Here is a 250-nt window from a genome sequence, read left to right on the forward strand (position 1 = left end):
TGGCGGCGATAGCGCGGTGGTCCCACCTGACCCCATGCCGAACTCAGCAGTGAAACGCCGTAGCGCCGATGGTAGTGTGGGGTCTCCCCATGTGAGAGTAGGGAACTGCCAGGCATCAAATTAAGCAGTAAGCCGGAGCGATCTGGTGGTTGTAGAGAAATTCGGTGGAGCGGTAGTTCAGTTGGTTAGAATACCTGCCTGTCACGCAGGGGGTCGCGGGTTCGAGCCCCGTCCGTTCCGCCACTTATTA

1 tRNA gene and 1 rRNA gene are annotated in these 250 nt (G+C 58.4%); both read left to right on the forward strand.

From position 1 onward, the window contains the following. Positions 1-114 (forward strand): 5S ribosomal RNA (gene rrf, locus KP22_RS21190); the annotation flags it as partial. Between the two features lie 52 nt (positions 115-166). After that, positions 167-243 (forward strand) — tRNA-Asp (locus KP22_RS21195). Positions 244-250 lie beyond the last annotated feature (7 nt).

Source organism: Pectobacterium betavasculorum, assembly GCF_000749845.1.
In the GTDB taxonomy this organism is placed as follows: Bacteria; Pseudomonadota; Gammaproteobacteria; order Enterobacterales; family Enterobacteriaceae; genus Pectobacterium; species Pectobacterium betavasculorum.